Below are 26,433 nucleotides of genomic sequence, written 5' to 3'. Positions count from 1 at the left end.
AGTACGTATTTACAAGGAATAATCCTTGTTCAATTGACATATGTATGTTAGAGTTGGATATACTATAAACAGAAACGGAGGTTTTCCTTGTGGCAACTATCAGACTTCGAATCCAAGGATTGAACAATTAATTGAATATGTTCAGCTCTGCCTGTGCGCAGAGTAAAAGGGATTGGTCTGTCTTTTAGTAAGGAAAACTTTTATATACGGTTTTTTATGCAGAAAAGAAGGGGAGTAGTCTACCTTCTTTTTGCTGTCTGAAAATATAGCTGCTTTCGCGGTGAAGGCAACTAAATATCCCTTTACAAAGCGCAGGCAGAAGTCTGTGCTTTATTAAAATTGGAGGAAATTAAATGAATAAAAAAGCGATATTAGTTGGTGTTAATATTTCTAAGCAGGAAGAAGAGTTTGCTTATTCCATGGAAGAATTGGGGAATTTGGCGGAAGCTTGTCATATTGATACAGTCGGGGAACTGAGGCAGAATTTGAATCGAATCAACCAAGGCTACTATCTTGGTACAGGTAAAATGGATGAATTGAAAGAAATGGCTGAAGCAGAAGATGCCGATATGCTTATCTTTGATGATGAATTATCCCCTTCGCAAATCCGAAATATTGAGGAAGCAACGGAATGTCAGGTTGTTGACCGCACGATGCTGATTTTGGAAATTTTTGCGAACCGAGCTAAAACGAGGGAATCAAAGCTTCAAGTAGAAGTAGCTCGCCTCAAATATATGCTGCCGCGATTAATTGGCAGCCGTGAATCACTTGGTCGTCAAGGCGGTGGATCTGGTTTGATTAACCGAGGGTCTGGTGAAACAAAGCTTGAGACGGACCGTCGTAAAATTGAGGAACAGATTGCTAAATTAAATCGCGAGCTGGAAAACCTCGTCAATCAACGGAAAACACAGCGGAAACAGCGTGGAAAAAATGATGTACCTGTCGTCTCGCTTGTTGGCTATACAAATGCAGGAAAATCAACAACAATGAATGCTGTATTAGATATTCATCAGACGGGAATAGATAAACAAGTATTTGAAAAGGATATGCTTTTTGCAACGTTAGAAACCTCGGTGCGAAAGGTTGAGCTGGAAACAAATCAAACCTTCCTGCTAACGGATACGGTAGGATTTATTAATAAACTTCCACATCATCTTGTAAAAGCATTTCGCTCTACATTGGAAGAAGTCATCGAAGCAGACCTTCTGATTCATGTATTGGATGTATCGAATCCGAATTATGAAGAGCATTGCAGGCTAACACATGAAATTTTAGCTGCGATTGGAGTTACAGATATACCGATGATCTATGCCTATAATAAAGCAGATCAAACGGAAATGAATTTTCCAGTAGTTGAGAACAATCGCATTTATTTGTCTGCCAAAAAGCGTACCGGTATTCGTGAATTACTCGATTTGATTAAAGTGAATATTTTTAAAGACAATGTGATTTGTGAGTTGTTAATACCTTATTCTGAAGGACAGATTGTATCCTATCTAAATGACCAAGCAAATATTCTTGAGGAAGCGTTTGAAGAAAAGGGAACTAGGTTAAGAGTAGAATGTAAGCCTTCAGATGCAGAAAGATTTAAGCAGTATCTAATCGATGCGGATAGATAAGTAGGAATTAAAACATGAGAAAGTGGTGAATCACATGACATTATCAAACACACAAGTAGTTGATAAAGCAAGAGAGCATGGACTCTATATCACACCAGGATCTTTGAAGTACAATGAATCGGGCCTTGACTTTCAAGTGGTATTCGCAACAGATGAAAAGGGGGACCATTGGGTATTGCGCTTTCCGAGACGTAGTGATGTCATCCCATCTGCCAAACAAGAAAAGAGAATACTTGATTTAGTCGTACCTGAGATTGCCTTTCAAGCGCCGAAATGGGAGATTTTTTCCGATGAATTAATTGCTTATAAACTTTTAATTGGAATACCAGCAGGAACGATTGATCCAGAAAAGAAAGCATATGTATGGGAGCTCGATGAGAAAAATCTGCCTGAAGCATACGTAGAAACATTAGGGAAGGCTATGGCTGAATTGCATCAAATAAATCATGAAAAGGTTAAAAAGGCAGGTTTAACGGTGCAAACAGCGGAAGAAATTAGAGATGTAATGCGTAAGAGAATGGAAAAAGTAAAGGCAACATTTGGAGTGAGTCAACCGCTTTGGGATCGTTGGCAAAAATGGCTTTCTAATGACTCGATCTGGCCGCAGCATACTGCCTTCATCCATGATGATTTGCACCCTGGGCATATTTTAATTGATGAAAACGCTCGTGTAACTGGGTTTATTGACTGGACCGAGGCAAAAGTGGATGATCCAGCAACCGATTTTGTATCCCACTTAATGGCGTTTGGTGAGGATTCGCTTAAACAATTAATTGATGCATATGAACGCGCTGGAGGAAATGTTTGGCCAAATTTGTTTGACCATGTAGTCGAGCTTCAAGCAGCATATCCAGTTGGAATTGCTGAGTTTGCAGAGAAATCAGGTCTAGACGATATGATGGAAATGGCGAAGCAGTCGCTCGGTGTAGGCAATGAATAAAGGAAACAAGGAAATATGTCCCCGCTAGTTTATACTGGCGGGGGCTTTTTCGCATTCGGACAGAAGCGAATTATCTGTCATGAAATTCCGCCAGCTTCTGTTTGAAAATCTCCCTAAACTTTTCTCTATCCTCATGGGTAAAAGCTTTCGGCCCTTTTGTGCGTTGCCCACTTTTTCTAGCCATGGCACTCAAGTATCTTGTTTGCAGGAGCTGATCAATATTGTCATTCGTATAGATAAATCCTTTATGGTGCAACACATTACATCCTTTTGCAAGGCCAAGTGATGCTAAACCGTAATCCTGTGTGACGATGAAATCGCCCTTTTCTGCAAGCTTCATAATGCGGTAGTCAGCTGCATCTGCACCTGAATCAACATAAATGGTTTCAACACCAGCGGGGTTTTCGGTACGGGAAAAATGCGACAGGCTTGTGACTAAAATAACTGGAATTTTAACAATACCAGCCTCTTTCATAATGACATCCTTTACTGGGCATGCATCTGCATCAACATATATTTTCATTTTTTTCGCTCCTTAATTGATTGTGATAATAAGCGGATATCCTGTATTTGTCAACTAAAATATAATTTACTATTTATATTAATATGCACTTTACAATAGTGTGCGACATACACTATAATAAATTTAGGAGTTGATAACATGAGCGATGAAAAAGAACACTTAGATAAATTAATGCAGGAATTGCGCCGGGGAACGATTACGATTGGGGTATTAAGTCAGTTGTCAAATCCTCAATATGGATACTCTCTCGTCACAATGCTCGCAGAGAAGGGAATTCAAGTTGAACCAGGGACATTATATCCATTGCTAAGAAGGCTGGAAAAACAAGGGTTGCTTGATAGTAAATGGGATACGAATGAAGCTAGACCACGTAAGTATTATCTGTTAAGTGAAACTGGGAAAAATGTGTATGATTTGCTTGTCGTTGAATGGAAAGGCATTGTTGAAAGCCTTAATCATGTAATTGAAAATAAAGGAGATGATGAAAATGGAGATGGTTGATCGGTATATCTATGCGGTTACGCAAAAGTTACGACAGGATCAAAGGGAAGATATTGCGAAAGAACTGCGTAGTTTAATTGAAGATATGCTGGAGGAACGTGTTGGAAGTAGAGACATTAGCGATAAAGATGTTGAAGAGGTTCTACTGGAATTAGGAACCCCAAGGAAATTGGCAGAAAAATATCGAGGTACAAAAAAATATCTAATTGGACCAGAGATTTTTGATTCTTATTTGATGGTCTTAAAAATTGTGCTTGTAACAATTGCTTCGATAATGGGTGCAGTATTCGCTGTGCAAACCATACTAGATCCTGTTTTGATCCTCGATCATTTTATTGATCTGATTGTATCAATCGTTACCGGAATACCGATAGCTTTTGCTTGGACGACATTTGGATTTGCACTACCGGAGTATCTCGGTGCCTATCAAGCGAAGGATATCCAAATTGATATGGAATGGAAACCATCTGACTTGCCGCCTATACCAGATGAAAAACGACAAATTAAACGTGGAGAATCAATTGCTGGGATTATATTTTACGCTATATTTATCGTCATTTTAGCATTTTCAAGTGAATATTTCGGTATTTGGGTATTTCACGATGGCTTTTCTGGAGTCGTTCCATTTTTAAATGAAATAACATATGGTACGTATTTATTGTTTATCCTGCTAATATTTGGCTTTGGAATTATCAAAGAATGCCTTAAGCTCGTCTCTGGAAAATGGACGTATAAGCTAGCTGGGTATACGTTGATATTAAATGTAATTTCCATGGTTGTCATTTTGCTTATGGTTAATGGACCGGCGTTTTGGAACCCTGATTTTATGAATGAGTTAGCCCAAGCTGGTGTTGTGACAGTCGGGAGTGAAGGATATGATGTCGTACAGAAAGTCTGGGAACAATCTACATTTTGGATTTTCGTGCTCCTTGCTATTGGATTAATCTGGGATGCAATAGACGGATTTATTCGAGCCCGAAAAAAATAAAGGAAATGTATATTTTAAGACACAGAATGGTTTATAGCCATTCTGTGTCTTTTACAATTTCCCTTTTATAGACGTAGCAAAGTCTTGGCCCAACAAGGAATACATATACATATCATCAAATTTACCACAGGTATATTCATAATTTCTCAGTAACCCTTCTCTCACAAATCCCTGTTTCTCTGCTAGCTTTATTGAAGCAATATTAGGTGGTTCTATTAAGGCTTGGATCCGCTGGAGTTTCAATTGTTCAAATCCATATGCTATGACAGCCCCAAGCGCTTCACTTGCAATACCCTTTCCCCAATAATTTCTATGTAATTCGTAACCAATTTCACTTCGATAATGCTGTGAAGCAATATTAAGAAAGCCGCAGCTGCCAATAACCACACTTTCTTCTTTTAATGTAATTCCCCATCTAATCCCTGTTTTTTGTTTTAAGGTCGATTGATACCATGAGATTTCATCAAAAGCTTCTTCTATTGTTTGAAAAGGTTCAAGACCGTAGTGTTTCATTACTTCTGTATCCGAAAGGTATGCCAACATGCTAGCTGCATCTGTTTCTTTAATTTCTCGTAATCTTAACCGGGATGTTTCAAGTATTGGAAAGGAATTCATAGCAATATTCATAAAAATTACTCCTATTTTTATTTAGATTTAATAACTCTAATTTTACCATAATACTGAAAAATGTTACTGACTATATTGCAATTATCTAATTTAAGTAATATACTAAGTTACACGAGTAATGCACTAGTTTAGAGAGGGGGTTGCAGGATTGATTCTTAATGCGAATGGCTCCAAGCCAATCTATATTCAAATTTCTGAATGGATTGAAACGGAAATACTGAATGGCAACCTTACAAAAGATGATAAAGTTTATTCGCAATATAAGCTTGCGGAGTTATTTACCATTAATCCAGCAACAGCAGCCAAAGGATTAAACCTTCTGGCGGATGAAGGAATTCTGTATACGAAACGAGGTCTCGGGAAGTTTGTGACAGCTGATGCACTCACAATCATTATGAATAAACGAAAGAACCAGACATTAAAAGGTCTGCTCCAGGAGGTTGCTTTGGAGGCCGAACGATTATATGTTACGGAAAATGAATTAGTGGAAATGCTTGGGCAAATTATGAAAGAGCGCAAGGGGGATTCGCGGTGAATGTAGTGGAGTGTAAAGATTTAACCAAAAAACAGGGACAGCTAAACGCTTTAAATGACCTATCAATTACAATTAAAGAGAATACGATAACTGGATTGATTGGACGTAACGGGGCAGGGAAGACAACGCTTTTAAAAATTCTTGCAGGGTATTGGTATGAAACAGCAGGAGAAGTCCGCGTATTTAATGAACAGCCTTTTCAAAGTCTCTTCGTATCTGCGAATGTGATTTATGTGGATGATCAAATGAGTTTCTCAGGAAGATTAACCTTAGCAGATATTTTAAAGGAAGCTAATAGGTTTTATCCGAAATGGGATGCTAAACTTGCGGAGCGCCTATTTGACTATTTTTCTTTTCAACCAAATCAAATACACATTCATTTGTCAAAAGGAAAGAAAAGTACCTTTAATATGATTATTGGCTTGGCATCGAGATGCGCGTTGACCATGTTTGATGAGCCAACAACTGGAATGGATGCCTCCGTTAGAAAGGATTTCTATCGTGCGCTGTTAAAAGACTATTTAGCTCATCCGAGAACAATTATTATTTCCAGTCATCATTTAGAGGAAATTGAGGATTTACTAGAGGATGTTTTATTGATTGAACAAGGGAAAAAATATTTCCATCTTTCCATGGATGAACTGAAGGAATACGCTGTTGGCCTAACGGGAAGAACTGAGATTATTGAACAGTGGACTGCAAATAAGGAAGTCATTTATAGCAGGCAGATAGGAAAGGATACAACGTATTGTGTTGCAAAGCGGGATTACATTCCGTTAGAGCAGGCGAAACAGCTTGGGATAGAGGTATCCTCTATAGCTGCTAGTGATCTATGTGTCTACTTAACTCGTAAACAGAAGGGCGGTATTGATGATGTCTTTAAATAAAATGAGTTTAGGAGTGATTGTGAAAAAGCAATTTCAATATAAACTGAAGGCATATGCTAGTGTGTTTAGCTCATTGGTTGTCCTGCAAATCATTGCGATTCTTTTTTCACTTGGAGGCAATGGATCAAGTGGTTCGTATAATAATAACTTATCTATTAATACGACACTCTATACCAATACAAGCGTACTTATATTAACAATGCTCTGGATTGTCATTCATGCGATTATGATAACAACTAAAGCTGAACGGGAGAATGGATTTACGTTTGTGTCCAATCAATTAAGTAATAATCTGTCTAATGCTTTGTTTTTATTGTTGGCAAGTGTTCTGGGTGGGATCACTACTATTTTAGCAAGTTTTTTACTGCGTGTTATTGTTTATTTTTTCATTGATACGAATCCAATTATAGGAACTGGATTTACGTATCAGTTAAGTGATGTGCTTATCGGAATCGTTGCTATGATATTCTATTTAATACTTTTAGGCTCATTTGGTTATCTATTAGGAATGATTACACAGCTGCACCGGATGCTTCCGGTAATTGTACCAGTTTTAGTAATAGGGATGATCATTACCATTGCACAAACCGAGTCAGATGTAATTATTAGGCTAAGTGAATTTTATTATCAAGAAACGAATGCGTTATTTTTTATCTTAAAAATTCTCGTAACGTCAATACTCTGTTTTATTGGTGCAATCCTAGTTTCGCATCGATTGGAGGCGAGACGATGAGTATCATTTCAATGCTTCTTCCATTAATTATTTTTGTTTTCATTATCTTGGTAATTGCCGTAGCGGCTGGGAAGTTAAGTAAATTGTTTACTGCTAAAAGAGGATATTGGATGCTTTTCGGGTACTCCCTGCTGTTAATTATTTCTGTTGGAGTTTATTATTTTTCAGCGGTTTCAGAGGAAGAGGGTGTCCAATCTAAGGATTTCGATATGAATCGTGATGATCTATACAATGTGCTCTATGATGGAGCACCTATAGAATCCTACCAAAAGTATCTAGAAAAAGAATGGGAATTTCCATATGAGGGAGATACGCTTTATTTTGATTATTTAGGTGACGATATGAATACGATAAATGTTGCTGTTGAAAGATACGATGGAAATTCAATCGAAGCCTCTTTTTATCAAACACCCATTTATGTTAATGGTGAAAATGTACGAGAATACATGAACCCGATTGATCTTCAGCTGTACTCAGATCAGTTGGTCATTGAATTGGCGGAATCAAGGGAATTAAGATTTTCCTCCTTTGCAAAGGAATTTCCGATGCAGCAATTTAGGGAGGGAAATGATGATATGTGGAGTGGCTACGAAATAGAATGGGGAACCCAACTGCTTTATTTACGTATTCCTAATGGGATTAAGACTAGTAGTAACTATGATATTTATATTGAATATGTAAGTGAATGAAGATAGAAACGTGATACGTATTTTAGTATCGCGTTTTTATCTTGCTGGATAACTATAAGTCTTGGATGATATAGATAACTTTGGAAGCAATGCAAAGTAACCGTTTATCCTTAAATCAAAAATGAAAGATGCCTCTGCATTTTTGATTGCAACTCTATACTCAAATGAATTTTTATCTTTTGTTCAATCAAAAGTGATAGAAACGAAAGTAATGAAATTAGGTTTACGTTGATGAACATGATAGAGAATGTATTTACAAATACTTTATATTAATACCCACTCTGCTCATTATAGGAACGGAGGCTTCTTTTGTTACTTTGGATTAATTGGATATACAACGCACTACACTATATTGAGCTAATTGTTGAGGAACTAGTAACTAGTAGTTAAGATAAATCATTTGGGCAATTTACTTTACCTTAAAAGTAAATAATTTATTTATAGAGAAAACAATCAACAACACACTCTGTTTTGATTGTTTTCTTAAACATTATTTTTAATATTTTAAGTTATTTATATGTTTTCGGTTGCTTAAATACCTTGATATGACTCATTTTTTTGAGTTTAACTATAACAATTTCTAAGTAAAGGATAACGAAAACTATGTAAAGGATAACAAAAACTATGTAAAGGATAACAAAAACTAAGTATCTATCTATAACAATTTCTGAGCGAACTATAACAAAAACTGAGTAAAAGGGTTAACTATAACAATTTCTAAGTGAAGTATAACAAAAGCTAAGTGGAAGCGTTAAATATAACAAAAACTGAGTAAAAGAGAAGAAAAGCCGAGCAAACTATAACTACTTATGAGTGAATTAACTATAACGAAAAGTAAAAGTAATCTAATCTAATTTTATAAAATTAAAACAATTTATTTTGGTTATCTGTCTCATAACTTTTTAATGGATGATAGCTTAATGGTTTTGTTATTTATCTATATTTAATAAAAGGAGAATATATATGGCTTCAAGGGGAATTAGTGAAACAAATATCATAACTAAATCCAATAAATTAGTTGAGGCTTCATATAATTTAACGGAAGTCGAACAAAAAATTATCTTGACTTTAATTAGTTTGGTACAACCAACAGATAAAGAATTTCAACCGTATATGTTCTCTATTAAAGACTTTATAAAGATGATCGGTGGAAATAGTAATACGAGATATAAAGAATTGGAGGAAATTACTAGAAATCTATTATCAAAAACATATGAAGTCCGATTTGAGGACACACTGTCCCAGGTGCAATGGCTATCACAAGCTGATTATAATTATAAAAAGGGGACTATTCAACTTACACTACATCGTTTTTTTAGACCTTACTTATTACAATTGAAAAGGGAATTTACATCCTATCAATTTAAAAATGTTAGTAAAATGAAAGGACGGTATTCGATAAGGATATATGAACTATTAAAACAATACGAAAGGTTAAAAGAAAGAACATTTGATTTAAATGAATTACAACATAGAGTTGGTGCATCAGATGTATATCCGGCTTATGGTAATTTTAAGCAGAGAGTATTAGTTCCTGCTCAAAAACAGATTAATATGAAGTCTGATATATCGATTGATATTAAAGAAATTAAACATGGTCGAGCAGTTAAAAAAATTAAATTTTTCATTGAATCGAAAGAGGCTTATATTGGTATCCTACCAAAAGTAGTATCTGGTAATACAGAGGATTACAAAAAACAAAAAATGAAAGTAATACAAACTAATCCCGTCGAGGAACTAGACCTGTTTAATGTTTTAGAAGAGGATAATATCTTAGAAGTACATAATTTAGCAATTGAAATAGGATTTAGTGTAAAAAGAACGGTTATCAAAGAATGGTTGAAATTTGGGAAGAAAAAAGTAATAAATGTCATGGAGTCCATTCGGTACAACAAAAAAATTCAAAATCCAATTGGTTTTATCTTCAGTCAGTTGAAAAAAGAAGAGGAAGAAATCGAGGATGTAATAGAGATTAACCTATCGCAACGGGTAATACGAGAACTAATAGCAGAGTTTACACCTAATTCAAAAGCAGTAAAAATGGATTTATTACCAGATTGGATGATTGAAAGGAGGGCCATTCCCTTATTTACTAAAGTGATGTCGGAAGAAGAAGCAAAACAATTATGGAATGATAAAAAAGATGAAATATATAAAGTGATAAATAAAAAAAGGGAAATGATGGTTTATTAACCCGCCAGCAGAAAACCCCCAAGGGAATAAGGAATAATTGGTGGTTTCCTTCGGATAGCTTTTTATATCATGAAGCAAAGATACCTATGCAATTTAACAAATTTAAGTTACAGTCATACCTCCTCTGTATTAACCAATTAAAGCGAATAATAAGGAGGATCCCTATAAGCAAAGTACAGGGGTGATCATAGTGTTTATTCTCCAATGCTATTACAGAAAACGATTAAACCATTTGTTTATATATCCCCTCGCAATGAACTTATTACCAAATTTCCTAACCACTATATACTCCGGCTAATGAGTTGAGAAGAATAGGAAAATGTCCTTATAACCCAATGGTAGAAACTGTTTTACATTTATAGTAAACGCTTTGAGCCTCTTGTCATAGCTTTTGTTAATCTGTATGGAGAATCTGCATTTAAAAACGAAACTGAATTTAAATAAAGGCCGAGTAAAAAATCATCTTTGTAAAATTATTACTATTTCATTTTTAACTACTACCCCCCTGCCCAATAAAAATGTCCAATCTTTATTGGGCATTTTTATTGGGAAAGAAAAGCAGAGTCTCTTTCTTGTTTTATTCCTATACTACAAATAGATATACATAAATTAGAAATTATATCCCTTTGTAGTAATTGAATATAAAAATATTAAAATGGAGCGAAATAGTAAGTAAGGGCACTAAAGGACTTTTAAATGAAAGGGGAAGATTGGATGGACCTCTCAAATACGAAATTAGTTTTATCGCTCATTAACGAAAGGCTTCAGAACAAATATCAACAATATATATACTCTTTATGGCTAATGCTTACCACGAATGATCAAAGATGGGTTGAACAGTTAGAACAAGATGAAAAGTCTTATAATGATGAAATATCTTCACCTAATCTGATTCATTTAATTCGATTATTACAAAAAGACCGTAACATGGACCTATTATCTAAAAGGCAAATATCATGTCTATACAATGAAATGCTTGAGTTATCGTTAAATCCATCTCTTCAACATCGGTACACCAAACTCTGGAACGAAGCTCACTATGTAATTGCAACGAATAAAACTGAATTTAAGGGGAAAAAATTAACAGAACAACAAGTTTTAAGAATTCTAGAAACGGAACAAAATAATAGTCAGAGAGAAGAGTTATGGTACCAATATATGAAGGTTGGAGATGAGTTGCAAAGTAGTCTAATAGAATTAGTAAATATCAGAAATAAGATCGCAAAAGAAAAAGGGTTTGAAAACTTTTATGATTTAAAATTAAGCAGCCAAGGTTTAGACAAAATAGAACTAAACTCCATTATTACTGGGATTAGAACCAATCTAGATGGAGAATATAGTTACATTAAAAAGAATATAGATAAACAATTACAGGACAAATTTAATATAAAACAATTGTATCCTTGGCACTATCCACATCCATTTTTTCAGGAAGTAAATCTTAGCTATCTAGAAGACCCAGCTATAACAGTAAAAACTGTAACGAGTAAATTAACTAATTGGTTTCAAGAAATTGGGTTAGATATAAAAGACATTTTAAAGAATAGCGATATTTCAGCCAATGAAGATAAAAGCGCTGCTAATTTTTGTCTGAATATTGATCGAGATAAAGATGTTCGAATATCCGCTCATTATCACCAAAACCAAAAATCACTTTCACTTCTTTTGCATGAACTTGGCCATGCTGTTTATGAGTATAACGTTAACATGGATTTACCATTCATCTTAAAAAAATCCTCTGAGATTTTCATGAGTGAAGCAAGCGCTATATATTTTGAAAGGTTAGTTTTTAAAAAGAGTTGGTATCGGAATGTTATTTCAAATGAAGGAACACAATCAGATAAATTTATTGGTCAACAAGATTTTGTCAGTCATCTTCTTGTTAAAGTTTATTGGACAATGACAATGACAATATTTGAACAGGAGTTATATCGTAATCCGAATCAAGATCTTAATCGTTTATGGTGGGATATTGTTGGTGATGTACAAAGAATAGAAAAGCCAATTAAATGGGATATACCAGTATGGGCTGTTAAGCCACATCTTACAACTTTACCCGCCTATTATCATAACTATTTACTAGGTGAGATCATTGCTTCCCAAATTGGCAATAACATGGCAAGAAAGTATAGATCATCTCATTCAAAAGAAGGAATACAATACTTGAAGGAAAACATCTTTTGGTTTGGCCACTCAAAAAGTTGGAGAAATATATTAAAGTCCTCCTTCCAGGATCAGTTAAATCCGGGTTACTTAATCTATGATATTAAACAGTTACTGGAGAATGAGATGTAATGAAATTAAACTCAAGATACTTTAATGATGTTCGGTATAATTCAAAGCAAAACACTATAAAAAAAACAAGTATAGATTCTACTAAACTAATCAATGAAATTTACTGGTATTTAAAACTGCCCAAATCACTACAAAGATATCTCCCTAAGATTGTCAACTATTCTGACAGGTTGGAAAATGCCTTTATAGAGATGGAGTATATACATTGGCCAACTGTATCTGAATTGTTTTTGAATGAAGAACTACCAATTCAGGATTGGAAAAGTACTATTCTTCCTAAAATAGATCATATTTTAGAAGTATTTTCTCAATACCAAGCGACTGTTAAGTATGAGGATTTATCCTCCATGTACATTACTAAATCAATTTCCCGATTAAAGCGTTTCATTGAACAGAATAGCACAGCTTATGGTATATACAAAAGGGGTTATCTAAATGTCAACGGAAAATTGATGCAATGCCCGATGCGTTATCTTGAAGAAAATAGTGAATTATTATCCTTTATTATAAATCAGGCCCAGCCAAGTATCATACATGGAGATTTATGTTTCTCAAATATTTTCTTTAATACTTCAACAAAGGAAGTAAAATTGATAGATCCAAGAGGGAGTTTTGGAAGGGCTGGTATACACGGGGATCAAAATTACGATATAGCTAAAATTAAACATAGTTTATCAGGATATGATCACATTATATCGGATAAGTTTCAGTTAATAATTAGAGGGATGGGGCTTGATTTTCAGATTAACCAGTCACCTTATCACCAAAAAATAAATGAAATATGGACAAGTTATTATCATAATCACCAAAGTATTAATGTAATAGAGGCATTATTATTCTTATCTATGATTCCTTTACATAAGGGAAATTACAAAAAGCAACTTACGATGTATGCACTTGGAGTATCATTGCTCGACAAATCAGATGCTGAAAGGAGAAGTATATGAGGATTGTAATAGACTTGGATGGAACAATTTGTGAATTGAAAAAACCAAATCAACGATATGAGGATGTATTACCAAAAGATGGAGCGATACAAATAATTAATCAGTTAAAAAAGGAAGGCCATGAGATTATTATTTATACTGCTCGTAATATGAAAACCTTTAAGGGAAACTTAGGAAAGGTAAATGCCAATATTGGCAAAATAACAATTGATTGGTTAAACCATTACGATATTAAGTATGATGAAATATTATTTGGAAAACCATATGGCGATATATACATTGATGATTTAGCAATGAAATTCACTTCTTGGAATGACGTTGAAACAAACTTGATGAAAGGTAATTATATATGAATATAGTCATCCCTTTAGCGGGTAAAGGGACTCGCTTTAAACAGGCAGGGTATACTGAACCAAAAGTATTAATTGATGTTTTAGGTAAGCCAATGTTTTATTGGGCGCTTGAAGGAATTAAGGATTTATTAGATGAATATCGAGTTACATTTATTTGTCTTGATCATCATCTCAATAGCACTGAGTTAAAGAAGAAAATTTACGATATTTGCCCCGATGCAATTATAGTATCGTTACACGAGTATACACATGGTCAAACTGAAACAGTCTTAAAAGCGGAAGCCTTTTTTAAAAAAGATGAACCACTCTTAATATTTAATGGAGATACGTATCAACAATGTTCGAATATCCGTACTAAGCTAGATAACTCGATCAAAGGTATGGTTTTTGTATTTGAATCTAAAGATGATTCTTTTAGCTATGTCGACGTAGATAATAACAATAATATTTTGACTATAAAGGAAAAAAAGGTTATTTCAAAGTATGCAACAACAGGTCTATACTACTTTCCAAACACAGAGCAATTTTTAACTATAGCTAAGGAAAACAGTGATCTTTTTAAGGGTATAAAGCAAGAATACTATATATCTATGGTAATTGAAAAAATGCTAAATCTGGGTACCCAATTTGAGTCAGTAAAAGTGGAAAAATGTTATACGTTCGGAAATCCATCAGAAATTGAAAAGTTCATAAAAAAATATGAATGAAGGTGAAAATGTGATTAATTATAAAATATTTATAGGACTAAGCGGAGGCCTTGGCCCTTTATCAAGGACTTTTCCCATAGCTGAGGAGTGTTCTAAATCAGGTATGGAAGTATGTTTTAGTATATATGACGAAAGTGCTATTAAGATTATTGAAAGCGCTGGTTATAAAGTATTGATGGATGATGATCCAACAATGCCAAGAAAGGAATTTTTATTAAATCCTACCAGTACATTTTATAATCTCGATCAATACTATGCACAAATGGGGTTGTTAGATCCTAAATTCACAGATAGTTGGATAGCACATCGAATAAATATGTTAAACCGATATAAACCAGACCTTGTAATTACAGATTTAAGCCCAAACACAATGATAGCAGCTAAATTTTTAGGTATTCCTACATTATCTATTGTTCAGAGTTGTCTTCACCCTGATGGAATGCCGTTTCATGATGAGGTCCCACGTAATTTACCAAAAGTGACTACGATTATTAATAATATTTTAAAAAAGCTAGATATGAATCCCATAAATAGAATAGAAGAATTATCCATTGGTACAAAAACAATTGTTCCAAGCTTTCCTGAAATCGATCCTATCTTTTCTAAAGATATTGAATATGTTGGACCTATAAGTATGAACTTTATTCATTATGGGAATACCGTCCCTGATAAAGAGCGATACGTCTTAGTATACCCAGGGAGACTTCAGGATACTACGGGTGAAACAGGACTAAAAATAGTAGAACAAGTAACACAAGTGAGCAAAAAATTACCAGAGTTGCACTTTGTTATAGCTTCAACTGAAAAAGACCATCAAATGTTTACATGGGAATTGCCGAAAAATGTATCTTTGATTCCGTATTTTAATGAATATTTGTTAAGAAAAGCAAGTTTGTTTATTCACCATGGTGGTCATGGCAGTTGTTTATCTTCCATTGTAACTTCCACGCCATCACTTGTTCTTCCAACCCACAGCGAGCGTTTTTTTAATGCGAAACAAATTGCAAATTATAAATTTGGTGATTATATCATTCCTGACACAACCACAATCAACCAATTATCAAATATGATCGAATTTATGGTTAATGATCCTTCCTATCAAAATAACATAAGACTCTTTCAAAAAGAGATTAAAAGTAGAGATTATAAGGGGGAAATAAAGGTATTTGATATTGTATGTTCATTATTAAAAAGCGAGCAGAGTAAATTATGATTTATGGAATTGGAATAGATATCCAGGATATATCAAAATTTGAGGAAACGTTAAACAGAAGCAATCCACATTTTATTCAAAGAGTTTTCACAAAGAGAGAGAGAGAGTATGCAAAAGAATTAGATATAAATCAAACTTTAGCAGGGAAATGGGCTGTGAAGGAAGCTTTTTTAAAAGCAATTGGAAAAGGCATAACCAATCTAAGATCATTAAAAAATATAGAGGTAGATAATCTTCCAAATGGCAAACCACATATTAATTTATACAGTGACCTAAGGGACAAATTGAGTGACTTAGAATACAAGATTGACGTAAGTATTTCACATTCTGGTAACTATGCAGTTGGACTTGTTGTTATTAGTCGAAAACTATAAGCCAATGTTTTACTCCTAATGGGAAAAAACGGAGCATAGAAAAAAATATTATATTGTATGGGACCACCTATTACAGATATTGATGGATAGGGTTAATATATATTAACAGATAGGAGGATGAATATATTTTTGAAAATACTTGTAGTTTTTGATTCCAGCTCCCCTCCCAGTGATTTTAAAAGTAATAGTAATGTAATAGAAGTAGCTTATATTAAAACGGCCAATCAGTACAACAATTTAGTTAAAAAGAAAGAAATTAAAGGTAAATATAAGTTAATTGTATTTCTAACCTCAAAACATAGTCTGCCTTTTGATTGGAGGTTAAGCAAACTAGGAGATACGGCTTTTGTAACGTTTATTGGGATAAAACAATGTGACATCCCTCTAATCTGTGATTACCTCGAAACTATTGGAATACTTTCAATTAAAAATTCCACAAATAAAAATAAATCAACTTTAATTAATAATATAATCCAACATATCAATAATAATACCCATGATAATACTCTAAGTTTATTAAAAGTCTCCAAAGAATTTAATATTAGCACTTCATATCTTTCAAAGATATTTAAAATGTATTGCGGTATTGGATTTAAAGAGTATCTTATTAGACTTCGGATAAATAAAGCAAAGGCTTTACTTAGAAGAGGAGCATCAGTAACTGAAACTTGTTTAAATGTTGGTTACGGTAATTTAACCCACTTTTCTAAAATCTTTAGAAGATATGTTGGTTTAAATCCTTCCGCTTTTCGAAATCAAACAAGTTCATTAGTAGTCTATAAGGAGGATAATAATTACGAAGTTTAGATGTAATCAACTTTCATGTCACATTTTCCCTTGGGGTAATAATTATGTCAAGGCATTTCAAGAATTAAATAAAATGCAAATTAAAAAATGTGAAATTGGTAGTAATATTCTATTGTCTAACGACCCAGGTTGGATTAGGGATAAGGTATATGAAAATCAATTAGTAATATCAGGAGTATATGAATTTGGACATTTTGGGGTTTGGAGTCAGAGGAGAAGTATTTACTTACATCATGATAAACTTAGCAAACTACTTCGATATCTAGATATTAATTTCGTTATTCTGTGCTCTGGATTTCTTTTTAAAAACCATACTGATTCAAAAGAAAAAATGCTAGAGATGATGAGAGAAATTGTTAAAAGGTATACCAACATTGGAATCCATGTGGGAATCCATCCTCATAAGGCAACCTCTATATTTACTAGTGAGGATATCGATTTAGTGTTGGAATATGAAAAAGAAAATATTTCTTTAGTTCCAGACCTTAGTCATTTAAAAGCCGCAAATTTAAACCTGTATAAATTTTATGAAAAATACTATGATGTTATAACTGAATTTCATATTAAAGGAATGAAGAAAATCCATGATCAGCACTATCAAATTAACCAAGAGGAGGTAGATTTTTTGTCTTTTTTAATAAAGAGTAATTATCGCCAATTATTAACGTTGGAGATAGATCGAATTGAACCTAAAGCCATAGAAGTAGTCGAGGGCTCTTTAAAGATGTTCTATCAATAGCATAAAAAAAGAAGATTATTAAACATTTAAAAACAGAGCACTTAGAAGTTAAAAATGAGATTATATTATTGTCTCTAGAGACGCTAAAATAGAGGAGGGATAATTTGAATAAACTTAACACTGCTTTAAAGAAATCATTAAAATTAGAAACATCAACAAGTAGAACAATTCTAGAACTTGTTGACGGGCGTCGTGAAGAATTAGAATTTAAGCAAGAACGTCCAACTGAATTTACTGTAAGTGATTCAGAATTTAGCATCAAATCCGGAATTGATGTTGAAGTAGAAATTCAAAATGTAGATTTAGTGGCAACTTCTAAAGTGCTGTGGCCAGGAAAAGAGATTCGTGTTCGTGGTGGTATTGATGGACAAGGGGAGACAATTAAAGCGAGAGCGAAAATTCCAGTAAATAGTACCATAAATAATGGTGTTGATGCAGAATCATTCTTATACTGGGTTATTGAAACTCCGGAGGGTGCGCTCCATAATAAAAAGCCTATTTACATGAAGGGTTTAATTAAAGGACTTCCACCAAAAGATGCAGTTTTCCATTCACAAGATGTTGTTCCGATTTACGATAATAATGGAAACGAGGCAGGATCCTTATATAACTGCCTACAATCTAATTAATTATAATTGCAAAAGGGTCTTAATTGACCCTTTTGTTTATAGGAGGAAGTACTATTTTTGACGTTATAATAGTCGGTGCAAGATGTGCCGGAGCTTCTCTAGCTATATTTTTAGGAAGATTAGGTTATAAAGTTTTATTGCTAGACAAATCCTCAAAAATGGGACCAACACTCTCCACACATATTATTGGTGAAGTAGATATTTACAAGTCATTAAACATCAATTACAAAATAGAAAATTGTGGTTCCCCGATTTTAGAGAGGTTTAGAGTTGATGTGGAGGGACACATTTTTGAATCAGATACAGTAGTTTCTAATCGTGTAATAAGTATTAGAAGAGAGTTGCTTGATTCATATTTATTGCAGGAAGTAAGTAAATTACCTAATATCAAAGTGAATTTGGGGTTTAATGTTAATGACATTATAGAAAATAGTAAAGGTGAAATTATAGGAGTTACAGGTAAGAAAAAAGGTTGTACTTCTAATCAGTCCTTTTATGGAAACATCATAGTTGGAGCTGATGGAAGAAATTCACTGATTTCCCGTAAGGTTAGCGCCAAAACTACTTTAGTAAATAAGAATGAAGAACTTGGAGTGGTTTATGCATATATTAAGGGAATTAATCCAATGCCAGTAGGTACAGTAGAATGGTATTGGACCCCTAATGGAGTCGTTATTGGAAATCCAATCGATCAAAACATGCATTGCTTTGCAATTATGGTTCCTCCTTCCAAGTTTAAGGAAATATGTAACCCGAATGGCTTTATCCAACAATTATATCAGCTAAGAATGCTTGTACCGAGAATAGATAATTTAAAAATAGCAGGAAAAATAAAAGGCATTAAGAAAGTTAATAGTAACTTCAAGAAACCTTATGGTAAAAGATGGGTTCTTGTGGGTGACTCGAGCGCTTTTCTGCATCCGATAGCAGGGGTGGGTATTGATAATGCAGTTTGTACTGCAGAACAATTAGCGCTTCAACTTGATTTATATCTCAAAGAGAAGCAAAGTTGGGAGGAATCCATGTCTATTTATCAAAATTTGCGTGATAATAGAATACTTCCTCAATTTTATTCATCCGTAAGTACACAAAATTTCCAAAAAACGAATATTAACAGTGTTCAGCATGAACTGACTAGTATGTTATGCACGTTTCCGAGCCTAGCTAAAAAAATAGCACTTCATTCAAACCAAATTATGACAATGTTGCAGGAGGGCGGTTAATGTGTACTTCCTATTTGTTAAGATTAAGAGTGCTCATTCAATGGTTTGCACAAATAAAATTCTATTGACGCTTTTTCAGTCTATGTTTAAAATCAACAAAGCAAACCAAGCCAGTCAAAAAACTGCCTATGTAAAAGGAAAAAAGAAATTGCAGGAGGTTTATGATGATGAAGAACGCTTCTGAATCTTTTCATATTGAAACCTATTTTGAAGCCCCAATTGACAAAGTATGGTATTCCATCGCAACCGCAGAGGGGATGAATACGTACTTAACATATAAAGCAGAATTAAGAGGGAAAAATGAGCAGCCGAAGCCAGGAGATCATTTTTTATTAAATTATGGGGACATCGAAAACGATCAGTATATATTACAGTTTGATAAAAATGATACATTTCGTGTAAAGGATACGTATGAATCAATTTCCCCTGATGGATCCGTTCAAACCTTTCAGGTTCAAACTTCAACAATGCTTATAAAGGAGAGGGATAATTTAACCAAACTTACGCTAATGGTTGAAGGATTCGAATCAGATACTTATGGACAATGGTTCCGAGAATGTATGAGGCTAGGTTGGACAAGATCGTTGCTCAATCTAAAATCAGTATTGGAATTAGGGATGGACTTGAGGACTCCGCTATTTAGTTATCCTAGACTCGGGGTATTAAATTGCACGGTCAATGAAGAACAGAAGTTAGAACATAATTATGCAGATACAGGTAATTATTTATTAGAAGTATTCCCTAACAGTCCTGCTAGTAAAGCAGGATTAGAAAAGGGTGATATTATCATCGCTTTGAACAACAAAGAAACAGCAAACTACGATGAATTTGTACGTGTAATATCATCGTTTAATATAGAGAAAGATGCAATTAATATTAAATATCTAAGAAATGGTTCCAGTCATTACACACAAGCATATTTATCATTAGAGGGAAATTTTACTGGACTAGTAGATACGGATGAAGATACATTTGATGATATTCGACAGAAAAGAGAGAACCTTGCAAAACAACGTTCGTCCTCTGGATCGCTTTGGAAAAAAGATAAAGGTGGAAAAAGATGAAGATAAAAGACAGAGTCATTGAACTATTAAGTGATAAATATTGTGGTTTATTACCGATAAAGTCTATTCATGAAGAAGATACAATAATAGATATTGGATTCGATTCTCTACGATTTATGGAATTTGTGGTGCTGATCGAAGAAGAGTATCATATTGAATTCCCGGATGATTTATTGGATATACAGAGTACAACAACAGTTAGAGAGGTAATTGAAAGGTTAGAAAAGGAGGTTTAATGTAATTGGACCTTCTAAAACTTATGAAAAAGAAGGCTGAACGTATCTGTATAAGAAACAATAATAGAAGTATTTGTTATCAAGAAATATATGAAACTACTAAAAATAATCAAGAACTTATTCGAGCATATACAGAATCTAATAAGAAACAAGGTCAACCAGTAATGTTTACAGACATAACTTTAGGTTGGAAGCTAATCCCTTTGTACCTGGCGTGTTTGGCAGAGAAAGTTACTATTATTCCAATAGACTTAATAAATAGTCCAAATCAAACCAAAAAAATACTTAACTCAACATTTGGGATAATAGTGAAGAATGCTCACGTTGATGATGATGGAAAATTAACTAAGATTGATATTAATCACAAGGTAACGGGATACAAAGAGTTAAGAGGTGTGGCATTTGTGCTTTATACATCAGGAACGACTGGGAGTCCAAAAGGCATCATGCTAACGTATGATAATATCATAAACAATGCTTTACAAATAAAACAGCAATTACAAATAGAACAAGAAGACAGACTTTTAATTATCCGTCCACTCCTCTATGCTTCTTCTATAACCGGAGAGTTAATGGCTGGGTTAATCGCAGGTGCCTCGTTTGTAGTGAAGAAACATACTGAATCCCCATTCCATAGTATAAAGCTTATAAAAATGCATCAGGTTACGATGATGTTTTTGACCCCCTCCCTAATGTTTAAAATCCTTCAACTAAAAAATTACAAACTATATCGATCACTTACAAAGGTAGTTCTTAGTGGTGAGAGGCTGTACAAGTACCAGTATTTAGATATCTCTAACAAGCTCCTGGAAACTATCCAAGTTTTTAATGGATATGGACTTACAGAGGCTTCACCAAGAATCAGTATGGAGAAGATGCAAGGAACCTTTCAAGAAGCGTCCGTCGGAAATCCACTAAGCAACCTCAAAATTAAAATTACCGATAAGAGTGGGAAACAAGTTAGTAAAGGGGTTAAGGGTTATTTAAACGTGAAGGGACCAAGTGTGATGAAAGGGTATTTTAGACAAAAGAAGTTAACTGAACAAGCATTGGTAGATGGTTGGCTAAATACGCATGATATAGCAAAAATGATTGGAGAGAATCTGTATATTTATGGTAGGGCAGATAATATATTTATACGGAATGGTATCAATATACAACTGGAGGACGTAGAGGAGTTATTAAGGGCTACGCCATATGTTGAGGACACGATAGTAGAGATAGTTAAAAGAGAAAATCATGCATTTGAACTGGTAGCACATATTGTTCCTACCAAAAGCTACGATCCTCTTTTATTAAGAAAAGAGATTAGAAAATGGGATACTAAGTTTTGGCCCGACAAGATTAAAATACAACAAGAAATACCGAACGGAAGTACAGGAAAGCTGAGTCGTATTCTATTAAAACAAACAAAATAAAAGGAAAGAAGATGAAGTTTTTTATGGAAAAATGGCAGAGTTTCTTTTCGAGTGATTACTTAAAATTCTCGGAAGAGATATTAACCAAAGATCGAACGAACGATGAACTTCAATTTCTGATTAACAATCTCGAACTAACTGGTGATGCTAAGATTCTTGATTTAGGATGTGGTCAAGGAAGGATTTCAATACCTTTAGCTAAATACGGATATAATGTTACGGGATTAGATGCTTCGCGTGATTTGTTAGAAGAAGCTAAAAATAGAGCAAAAAGGGAATCAGTGTCTATTAATTTCATCTATTCTGATATGAGAAATATGAATTATCTTAATGAATATGATGCTGTAATAAATATGGGAACAGCATTTGGCTATGTTGAAAGGCAACAGGATGACGAGATTACATTAAAAAATGTTTATCGAGCCTTAAGACCAAATGGAGTATTTATACAAGATTTGGATAATCGGGAAGCAAAGGTAAATAATTACAATAAGCAGTCTTGGTACTACATGAATAATAAATTCGTATGGAATCAAAGAGAGTTCAACTATCTAACTGGTCGATGGAATGAAATAATTAAATGGGAAGAACATGGTGAAGAGAAAGAGTTTTTACTAAATTTAAGACTCTACACGGCTTCTGAGATTATCCATATGAATCAAATAAGTGGTCTACAATTAAGGGATTCTTTTGGGTATTTCAATAACCAGCCATATTCCGCGACTTCCCCTAGAATGATTATGAAGTATCAAAAGAGTAAAGGTGTTTGACATGAACTATATGGATCTTTTACCACATCAATTACCCTTTCGCCTTGTAGAGAAGGTTGATACCTATCAACCTTCTAAACTTCTAAGGACAAAACTAAATACCCAAAAGTTATATTGGCTGGACAATAAAGAAGAAGTTCCTTATTCAATCATGCTTGAAGGAGTTGCACAAACAGCTGTCATTTTTATTCAGCTTGAAACCAAACCACTTCAAAAAAATGAGTTTCCAGTTCTTGGATCTGTAAAAAGTGATTATATTCAAAAGGCACCTTTATATGGTGGCATGCTTTCGTTTGAAGTTAAACCGCTTCGTATTCATGACAAACAAGCTATTCTTGAAGGAAAAGTTACATCTAATAATAAAATAATAATGGGTTGTATTTTAACAGTAGGAGTACAAAAATGATGTTAGAATTTCAAAAGCCATGGTGCTTAATTGACCAAATAGAAGTAAGTCAAGATGAAATTAAGAGTCAAAAATATGTTAGCTATAGCGATTTTTTTCTACAAGGGCATTTTAAAGAATATAGTATCTTTCCAGGAATGCTAGTAGTGGAAGGTATGCTTCAATCAATCAAAGCAGCAAACAAGTTTAAGGAACTATCTATCTATAATTTATCTCCTAGTAAAATACAGTCTAGGTTTCTTCACAGCATATATCCAGGTGACATCATAAGTTATTCCATCACAGTAGAATATATTGATTATGAGCAAGTCATTTTTAAATCATTCGGTAAAGTAAATCAAATTACGGTTGCGAAGGCTAAATTTATTTTTCGAAGAGGGGTCTGTCATGACAATTGAGAGATTGATAGAACTTGAAGATCAGGGACGTCTAGCAGGAGTATTACATATACCAGAGAACTTAAAAGGGACCTGTCCCGCTGTCATTTACTGTCCGGGTAAGAACGGGGAAAGATACGAAGTGCATCGACTAGCGGTAAAATATGCCCGTGTGCTAGCTGAAAGAGGGATTGCTACTCTTAGATTTGATTATTATGGGATGGGTCTTAGTGATGGGTTTTATTATGATATGACAACTTCCACAAAAGTATCAAACATACAAGCTGCTTATCGTTACACAACAAATCTTGATTTTGTAGATAATAGCAAGATTGCTTATTTAGGATTTAGTGACGGTGCGAGAATTGCAATAATGGCAGCAAATCGAACAAAAGTTGATAAAGTGGTTATTTGGAGTCCTCTTTTCAATGAATACGGGGGAAATTATCCAAATAATAAAAGACCTAGATTCTCTCGTCATGAGGTGCAGAAAGATAAAATAGTAATGCCATGGGCAGGATTATGGATTAGTATGGATTTTTACCGTGATCTACAAAGGGTAAATATTATGAATGAGATTAAATCCTATAATGATAAATCCCTACTTATATTTGGAGGAGATGACCCTTTGGTACAAGAGGAAATGGTACACATGGAAATAAATGAATTACCAATATATAATGAGAGCGCTAAAAATCAAACCCTTACTATACCGAAAGCAGGCCACTTATTTACTTCGGAGAAATTTGAAAACTTATTAATGACAAAGACGTTGAATTGGCTTTTATCACAATTCGGGTAGAATGGAGGATATTACATGTGGAAACAGCGCTGGTTGGGTAAAAATAAAGAGATATGTGGACTAATAGAATATGGTTCCAACGAGTGTGATAGCTTAGTTGTTACATTTCCTGGCTTAGGTCAAGCAATGAGTGAAAAGAATTATCTTTTTTCTAATTTAAGAAAACATCTTGAAAAAAGAGGGCAAAAGTTCATTCAATTTGACTATAAGGGATGTGGAGATAGTAAAGGATCAATGGAAGAGGTTAATCTTCAGACAATGTATGAGGATAGTCTTAGAGTAGTGAAAATTGGTATTAAGTTGTTTAAACCTCCGGTATTATATCTTGTTGGAAACGCGCTAGGTGGGATAATTGCTTGTAGAGTTTGCCAGAAAATAGAAAAACTTTATAACATTGATTGCAAAGTAATAGCTATTTCTCCCATAATTGCGCCTATTCCGAAGTCAAGAGATATATTTGCCAAAGAAGTTCTTCAAAAACTAAACAGGATAGGATCGCTAGACTCCCAAGAATTAGTAACCGGATATGATTATTATACGTTAAGTGATTTTGATATTCATCAATATAATTATTTTACTAAGTTTGGTTCGCATTTGTTATATCTTCATGGACAAAGAATTTCCTCTTCTCTTATCGAGCAGATAGACAAGCTAATCCCAATGAAAGAATTAATGTTAGTACAAAATCTAACGCTGATTATAGGTGAAAAAGATTGGAAATTCGAATTGATAGACCAGTTTAATAAGGTATATAAATTAGAGCAAGTAGAATATTATCATCAACATCCTTCTGCAATGGATAAGTTGATTGAAATAATAGAATCGTTAGTAAAAGGAAGGAAATGTACAGATTTCTGTCCCTTATTAAGGTAATACCAAAAAGGAGACAAAAAGTATGGGAATCGATTTAGAAGGAAAATACTTGTTTGATCTAAATTATTTGGATTGCAGTAAAAGTCAGTATGTTAGTTATTTAAAACAAATGGGATATCGAGTAGAAGCACTGTATTATAATTGCTTAGATTCAACAAATGAGATAATGATTCAGATTATTAAACAAAAAAAATCTAGATACCACTTTGATGAGCTGGGTTTTCAACATTCTGATTGGCAATTGATTGGACTGGAAAAGAGAGATATACATTCAGAATCTTTATATAATATACAAGAGGGAATTAAAGAGATTATAGATAGTGGGAATATTGTGTTTGTGTCAGTAGACACATTTCATCTCCCACACCGAAAGCAGAGTTACCAAAAAGAAAAATCACCTCATTCCATAATGATTAAGGGATTCCGTGATAATTTAATAGATATTATCGACGAAACTGCACCAATCTTTTCAAAATTTCAGTATCCGCTAAGTGAATTAGAGATTGCCTACAAAAATGGCTGTGGATTTAGATATATTAGTTATTTTGAGCCTATAACTTTCAACAATATGGATGATTTAAAAGAAAAAACTAAGAAATTATTTCAAGACTTCATAGACAACCGGAATGAAACATATGAATTATTTGATTCTGTGGATGACCTCTTGAAACTAAAATCTCCCTATTTCAATAACTTAGTTGAAACCCTACAGCATCTTAGTGCGTCGTTTACACTATTATCTGGTTCAAGAGAAATGTTTGTTCATTTTGCTAATTTTGTGGGTTTTGATGGTGAGGTGCTAAACTTGGCTAAGAAATCATCCCAAATAGCAGATTCGCTACGGAATATGTTGAACAAAGCTATTTTACGTAACCGTGTGAAAGAAAACTTAGTTCTAGAAAAAGTCAATTCTTTATGGGAAATAGAAATAAAATTAAATCAATTATTATTAAGATAGGGTGATG

The 26,433-nt window shown here is 33.9% G+C and carries 30 protein-coding genes; 28 read left to right on the top strand and 2 right to left on the bottom strand.

All coding sequences use genetic code 11. The annotated features are described in order from the left end of the window. Positions 1-353: 353 nt before the first annotated feature. Positions 354-1,619, top strand: a complete 1,266-nt coding sequence (gene hflX / locus D1B32_RS09735) for a GTPase HflX (protein ID WP_118889224.1) — start codon at positions 354-356, stop codon at positions 1,617-1,619. Positions 1,620-1,653: 34 nt separating this feature from the next. Continuing rightward, on the top strand, positions 1,654-2,559 hold the full coding sequence (locus D1B32_RS09730; protein WP_118889223.1) for a macrolide 2'-phosphotransferase: 906 nt from the start codon (positions 1,654-1,656) through the stop codon (positions 2,557-2,559). 70 nt (positions 2,560-2,629) lie between these two features. Here D1B32_RS09730 and D1B32_RS09725 read toward each other — a convergent pair whose 3' ends face one another. After that, entirely contained in the window at positions 2,630-3,082 is a 453-nt protein-coding gene (locus D1B32_RS09725) for a YaiI/YqxD family protein (protein ID WP_095312128.1), read from the bottom strand. 138 nt (positions 3,083-3,220) lie between these two features. Here D1B32_RS09725 and D1B32_RS09720 point away from each other — a divergent pair, with 138 nt between their 5' ends. Together D1B32_RS09720 and D1B32_RS09715 are read left to right on the top strand one after the other, a co-directional pair. Further along, entirely contained in the window at positions 3,221-3,583 is a 363-nt protein-coding gene (locus D1B32_RS09720) for a PadR family transcriptional regulator (RefSeq protein ID WP_095312130.1), read from the top strand. Continuing rightward, entirely contained in the window at positions 3,570-4,571 is a 1,002-nt protein-coding gene (locus D1B32_RS09715; RefSeq protein ID WP_095312132.1) for an HAAS signaling domain-containing protein, read from the top strand. Before D1B32_RS09720 ends, D1B32_RS09715 begins: the two co-directional genes overlap by 14 nt. A 51-nt stretch (positions 4,572-4,622) precedes the next feature. Here D1B32_RS09715 and D1B32_RS09710 read toward each other — a convergent pair whose 3' ends face one another. Further along, on the bottom strand, positions 4,623-5,198 hold the full coding sequence (locus tag D1B32_RS09710; protein ID WP_240033764.1) for a GNAT family N-acetyltransferase: 576 nt from the start codon (positions 5,196-5,198) through the stop codon (positions 4,623-4,625). A 148-nt stretch (positions 5,199-5,346) separates the two neighbouring features. Between D1B32_RS09710 and D1B32_RS09705 the strand changes: the two genes are divergently transcribed. The 24 genes from D1B32_RS09705 to D1B32_RS09585 all read left to right on the top strand — a co-directional run bounded on the left by D1B32_RS09705 (position 5,347) and on the right by D1B32_RS09585 (position 26,426). Then, positions 5,347-5,733 (top strand): GntR family transcriptional regulator, encoded by a 387-nt coding sequence (locus D1B32_RS09705; protein WP_095312136.1) that lies wholly within the window; start codon positions 5,347-5,349, stop codon positions 5,731-5,733. After that, the gene (locus D1B32_RS09700) at positions 5,730-6,620 is read left to right on the top strand and encodes an ATP-binding cassette domain-containing protein (protein WP_095312140.1); all 891 of its coding nucleotides are present in this window, start codon (positions 5,730-5,732) and stop codon (positions 6,618-6,620) included. The genes D1B32_RS09705 and D1B32_RS09700 overlap by 4 nt, the downstream gene beginning before the upstream one ends. Continuing rightward, entirely contained in the window at positions 6,607-7,353 is a 747-nt protein-coding gene (locus tag D1B32_RS09695; protein ID WP_147379895.1) for a hypothetical protein, read from the top strand. The genes D1B32_RS09700 and D1B32_RS09695 overlap by 14 nt, the downstream gene beginning before the upstream one ends. After that, positions 7,350-8,042, top strand: coding sequence for a hypothetical protein (locus tag D1B32_RS09690; protein ID WP_095312145.1), 693 nt, complete (start codon positions 7,350-7,352; stop codon positions 8,040-8,042). Before D1B32_RS09695 ends, D1B32_RS09690 begins: the two co-directional genes overlap by 4 nt. A gap of 963 nt (positions 8,043-9,005) precedes the next feature. Beyond that, positions 9,006-10,235, top strand: coding sequence for a replication initiation protein (locus D1B32_RS09685; RefSeq protein ID WP_095312148.1), 1,230 nt, complete (start codon positions 9,006-9,008; stop codon positions 10,233-10,235). A gap of 696 nt (positions 10,236-10,931) precedes the next feature. Next, a complete protein-coding gene (locus D1B32_RS09680; protein WP_118889221.1) occupies positions 10,932-12,530 on the top strand; it encodes a M3 family metallopeptidase in 1,599 nt (532 codons plus the stop codon). After that, positions 12,530-13,477 (top strand): hypothetical protein, encoded by a 948-nt coding sequence (locus D1B32_RS09675; protein ID WP_118889220.1) that lies wholly within the window; start codon positions 12,530-12,532, stop codon positions 13,475-13,477. Before D1B32_RS09680 ends, D1B32_RS09675 begins: the two co-directional genes overlap by 1 nt. After that, the gene (locus D1B32_RS09670) at positions 13,474-13,830 is read left to right on the top strand and encodes an HAD hydrolase family protein (RefSeq protein WP_118889219.1); all 357 of its coding nucleotides are present in this window, start codon (positions 13,474-13,476) and stop codon (positions 13,828-13,830) included. The genes D1B32_RS09675 and D1B32_RS09670 overlap by 4 nt, the downstream gene beginning before the upstream one ends. Next, positions 13,827-14,537 (top strand): sugar phosphate nucleotidyltransferase, encoded by a 711-nt coding sequence (locus tag D1B32_RS09665; protein ID WP_118889218.1) that lies wholly within the window; start codon positions 13,827-13,829, stop codon positions 14,535-14,537. Before D1B32_RS09670 ends, D1B32_RS09665 begins: the two co-directional genes overlap by 4 nt. A 10-nt stretch (positions 14,538-14,547) precedes the next feature. After that, positions 14,548-15,750 carry a glycosyltransferase gene (locus D1B32_RS09660; RefSeq protein ID WP_187393144.1) on the top strand — a complete coding sequence of 401 codons (1,203 nt, stop codon included), beginning with the start codon at positions 14,548-14,550 and terminating at the stop codon, positions 15,748-15,750. Next, positions 15,747-16,124, top strand: a complete 378-nt coding sequence (gene acpS / locus D1B32_RS09655) for a holo-ACP synthase (protein ID WP_118889216.1) — start codon at positions 15,747-15,749, stop codon at positions 16,122-16,124. Before D1B32_RS09660 ends, acpS begins: the two co-directional genes overlap by 4 nt. Before the next feature lie 129 nt (positions 16,125-16,253). Continuing rightward, a complete protein-coding gene (locus D1B32_RS09650) occupies positions 16,254-16,931 on the top strand; it encodes a helix-turn-helix domain-containing protein (RefSeq protein WP_158586237.1) in 678 nt (225 codons plus the stop codon). A 73-nt stretch (positions 16,932-17,004) separates the two neighbouring features. Next, positions 17,005-17,670, top strand: a complete 666-nt coding sequence (locus tag D1B32_RS09645; RefSeq protein ID WP_118889214.1) for a sugar phosphate isomerase/epimerase family protein — start codon at positions 17,005-17,007, stop codon at positions 17,668-17,670. 104 nt (positions 17,671-17,774) lie between these two features. After that, the gene (locus tag D1B32_RS09640; protein WP_095312175.1) at positions 17,775-18,299 is read left to right on the top strand and encodes a hypothetical protein; all 525 of its coding nucleotides are present in this window, start codon (positions 17,775-17,777) and stop codon (positions 18,297-18,299) included. 23 nt (positions 18,300-18,322) lie between these two features. Next, a complete protein-coding gene (locus D1B32_RS09635; RefSeq protein WP_095312179.1) occupies positions 18,323-19,522 on the top strand; it encodes an FAD-dependent monooxygenase in 1,200 nt (399 codons plus the stop codon). A gap of 164 nt (positions 19,523-19,686) precedes the next feature. Beyond that, the gene (locus D1B32_RS09625; protein ID WP_118889212.1) at positions 19,687-20,586 is read left to right on the top strand and encodes a PDZ domain-containing protein; all 900 of its coding nucleotides are present in this window, start codon (positions 19,687-19,689) and stop codon (positions 20,584-20,586) included. Then, entirely contained in the window at positions 20,583-20,822 is a 240-nt protein-coding gene (locus tag D1B32_RS09620; RefSeq protein ID WP_095312188.1) for an acyl carrier protein, read from the top strand. The genes D1B32_RS09625 and D1B32_RS09620 overlap by 4 nt, the downstream gene beginning before the upstream one ends. Before the next feature lie 5 nt (positions 20,823-20,827). Continuing rightward, on the top strand, positions 20,828-22,240 hold the full coding sequence (locus D1B32_RS09615) for a class I adenylate-forming enzyme family protein (RefSeq protein ID WP_118889211.1): 1,413 nt from the start codon (positions 20,828-20,830) through the stop codon (positions 22,238-22,240). A gap of 11 nt (positions 22,241-22,251) precedes the next feature. Then, a complete protein-coding gene (locus D1B32_RS09610; RefSeq protein ID WP_095312194.1) occupies positions 22,252-23,010 on the top strand; it encodes a class I SAM-dependent methyltransferase in 759 nt (252 codons plus the stop codon). Position 23,011: 1 nt separating this feature from the next. Beyond that, the gene (locus D1B32_RS09605) at positions 23,012-23,416 is read left to right on the top strand and encodes a hotdog family protein (RefSeq protein ID WP_118889210.1); all 405 of its coding nucleotides are present in this window, start codon (positions 23,012-23,014) and stop codon (positions 23,414-23,416) included. Continuing rightward, positions 23,413-23,814 carry a 3-hydroxyacyl-ACP dehydratase FabZ family protein gene (locus D1B32_RS09600; RefSeq protein WP_095312199.1) on the top strand — a complete coding sequence of 134 codons (402 nt, stop codon included), beginning with the start codon at positions 23,413-23,415 and terminating at the stop codon, positions 23,812-23,814. The genes D1B32_RS09605 and D1B32_RS09600 overlap by 4 nt, the downstream gene beginning before the upstream one ends. Continuing rightward, positions 23,804-24,595, top strand: coding sequence for an alpha/beta hydrolase (locus tag D1B32_RS09595; RefSeq protein ID WP_118889209.1), 792 nt, complete (start codon positions 23,804-23,806; stop codon positions 24,593-24,595). The genes D1B32_RS09600 and D1B32_RS09595 overlap by 11 nt, the downstream gene beginning before the upstream one ends. Before the next feature lie 15 nt (positions 24,596-24,610). Continuing rightward, a complete protein-coding gene (locus tag D1B32_RS09590) occupies positions 24,611-25,468 on the top strand; it encodes an alpha/beta fold hydrolase (RefSeq protein ID WP_118889208.1) in 858 nt (285 codons plus the stop codon). A 22-nt stretch (positions 25,469-25,490) separates the two neighbouring features. Further along, entirely contained in the window at positions 25,491-26,426 is a 936-nt protein-coding gene (locus D1B32_RS09585; protein ID WP_118889207.1) for a cysteine peptidase family C39 domain-containing protein, read from the top strand. Positions 26,427-26,433: the final 7 nt, after the last annotated feature.

The sequence above is a fragment of the Oceanobacillus profundus genome (genome assembly GCF_003515705.1).
GTDB lineage: Bacteria > Bacillota > Bacilli > Bacillales > Amphibacillaceae > Oceanobacillus > Oceanobacillus profundus.
This window is presented reverse-complemented; position numbering and strand designations above follow the sequence as displayed.

What these genes read in the sequence shown, in the direction of transcription:
- D1B32_RS09605 (WP_118889210.1), top strand. Translation starts at nt 23,012, where the DNA reads ATGAACTATATGGATCTTTTACCACATCAATTACCCTTTCGCCTTGTA.
- D1B32_RS09620 (WP_095312188.1), top strand. Translation starts at nt 20,583, where the DNA reads ATGAAGATAAAAGACAGAGTCATTGAACTATTAAGTGATAAATATTGT.
- D1B32_RS09585 (WP_118889207.1), top strand. Translation starts at nt 25,491, where the DNA reads ATGGGAATCGATTTAGAAGGAAAATACTTGTTTGATCTAAATTATTTG.
- D1B32_RS09590 (WP_118889208.1), top strand. Translation starts at nt 24,611, where the DNA reads ATGTGGAAACAGCGCTGGTTGGGTAAAAATAAAGAGATATGTGGACTA.
- D1B32_RS09645 (WP_118889214.1), top strand. Translation starts at nt 17,005, where the DNA reads ATGCAAATTAAAAAATGTGAAATTGGTAGTAATATTCTATTGTCTAAC.
- D1B32_RS09610 (WP_095312194.1), top strand. Translation starts at nt 22,252, where the DNA reads ATGAAGTTTTTTATGGAAAAATGGCAGAGTTTCTTTTCGAGTGATTAC.
- D1B32_RS09720 (WP_095312130.1), top strand. Translation starts at nt 3,221, where the DNA reads ATGAGCGATGAAAAAGAACACTTAGATAAATTAATGCAGGAATTGCGC.
- D1B32_RS09665 (WP_118889218.1), top strand. Translation starts at nt 13,827, where the DNA reads ATGAATATAGTCATCCCTTTAGCGGGTAAAGGGACTCGCTTTAAACAG.
- D1B32_RS09685 (WP_095312148.1), top strand. Translation starts at nt 9,006, where the DNA reads ATGGCTTCAAGGGGAATTAGTGAAACAAATATCATAACTAAATCCAAT.
- D1B32_RS09690 (WP_095312145.1), top strand. Translation starts at nt 7,350, where the DNA reads ATGAGTATCATTTCAATGCTTCTTCCATTAATTATTTTTGTTTTCATT.
- D1B32_RS09710 (WP_240033764.1), bottom strand. Translation starts at nt 5,198, where the DNA reads ATGAATATTGCTATGAATTCCTTTCCAATACTTGAAACATCCCGGTTA.
- D1B32_RS09695 (WP_147379895.1), top strand. Translation starts at nt 6,607, where the DNA reads ATGTCTTTAAATAAAATGAGTTTAGGAGTGATTGTGAAAAAGCAATTT.
- D1B32_RS09670 (WP_118889219.1), top strand. Translation starts at nt 13,474, where the DNA reads ATGAGGATTGTAATAGACTTGGATGGAACAATTTGTGAATTGAAAAAA.
- D1B32_RS09595 (WP_118889209.1), top strand. Translation starts at nt 23,804, where the DNA reads ATGACAATTGAGAGATTGATAGAACTTGAAGATCAGGGACGTCTAGCA.
- acpS (WP_118889216.1), top strand. Translation starts at nt 15,747, where the DNA reads ATGATTTATGGAATTGGAATAGATATCCAGGATATATCAAAATTTGAG.
- D1B32_RS09680 (WP_118889221.1), top strand. Translation starts at nt 10,932, where the DNA reads ATGAAAGGGGAAGATTGGATGGACCTCTCAAATACGAAATTAGTTTTA.
- D1B32_RS09600 (WP_095312199.1), top strand. Translation starts at nt 23,413, where the DNA reads ATGATGTTAGAATTTCAAAAGCCATGGTGCTTAATTGACCAAATAGAA.
- D1B32_RS09730 (WP_118889223.1), top strand. Translation starts at nt 1,654, where the DNA reads ATGACATTATCAAACACACAAGTAGTTGATAAAGCAAGAGAGCATGGA.
- D1B32_RS09725 (WP_095312128.1), bottom strand. Translation starts at nt 3,082, where the DNA reads ATGAAAATATATGTTGATGCAGATGCATGCCCAGTAAAGGATGTCATT.
- D1B32_RS09715 (WP_095312132.1), top strand. Translation starts at nt 3,570, where the DNA reads ATGGAGATGGTTGATCGGTATATCTATGCGGTTACGCAAAAGTTACGA.
- D1B32_RS09675 (WP_118889220.1), top strand. Translation starts at nt 12,530, where the DNA reads ATGAAATTAAACTCAAGATACTTTAATGATGTTCGGTATAATTCAAAG.
- hflX (WP_118889224.1), top strand. Translation starts at nt 354, where the DNA reads ATGAATAAAAAAGCGATATTAGTTGGTGTTAATATTTCTAAGCAGGAA.
- D1B32_RS09625 (WP_118889212.1), top strand. Translation starts at nt 19,687, where the DNA reads ATGATGAAGAACGCTTCTGAATCTTTTCATATTGAAACCTATTTTGAA.